This window comes from Prevotella sp. 885, assembly GCF_002265625.1.
Lineage (GTDB): Bacteria > Bacteroidota > Bacteroidia > Bacteroidales > Bacteroidaceae > Prevotella.
Genome location: NZ_NOVE01000132.1, coordinates 1 through 567 on the forward strand (window position 1 = coordinate 1; position 567 = coordinate 567).

Genomic DNA, 567 nt, shown 5'->3' on the forward strand with positions numbered 1-567 from the left:
CGGGGGCGCCTGAAGTCCGTGACCGCAAGGGTCGGCCTAGGGTGAAACCGGTGATTGGGGCTAAGTCGTAACAAGGTAGCCGTACCGGAAGGTGCGGCTGGAACACCTCCTTTCTGGAGAGACGAGCAATAGACACTCTATATTATCTAGAATTTCTAGAAAAGCTAGAACGTCTAGCATTAAGGTTAAGGTTAGCAAATGGTTTGCTTTCCTTCTCCCGCGCTTCTTGGCGCACTGTCTTACTAAATAGAGAAAAAAGAGGTCTCAAGGCTGGCTTACATCTAGGTTCAAGTCCTTATTTCTCACACTTTCCACCTTATATAATATAAGGTTCGGAAAAACGATCTTTGACATATTGATACAAGCAAAACTGTAAGTTAAATTAATAACAACAGCTGAAAGTATGAGCTACGGTTTTCGTTTCTGAGCAATCAGGAACGGAGATTCGAAGAAAGTAGAAAAGGGCGCAAGGCGGATGCCTTGGCTCACGGAGGCGATGAAGGACGTGATAAGCTGCGATAAGCCTCGGGTAGATGCAAATGATCTCTGATCCGAGGATTTCCGAAT

Annotated in this window: 2 rRNA genes; both read left to right on the forward strand. The window is 45.7% G+C overall.

The window, feature by feature from the left end:
* Positions 1-113: ribosomal RNA gene (locus tag CHL74_RS15450) — 16S ribosomal RNA — on the forward strand; the annotation flags it as partial.
* A 335-nt stretch (positions 114-448) separates the two neighbouring features.
* A 23S ribosomal RNA gene (locus CHL74_RS15455) occupies positions 449-567 on the forward strand; the annotation flags it as partial.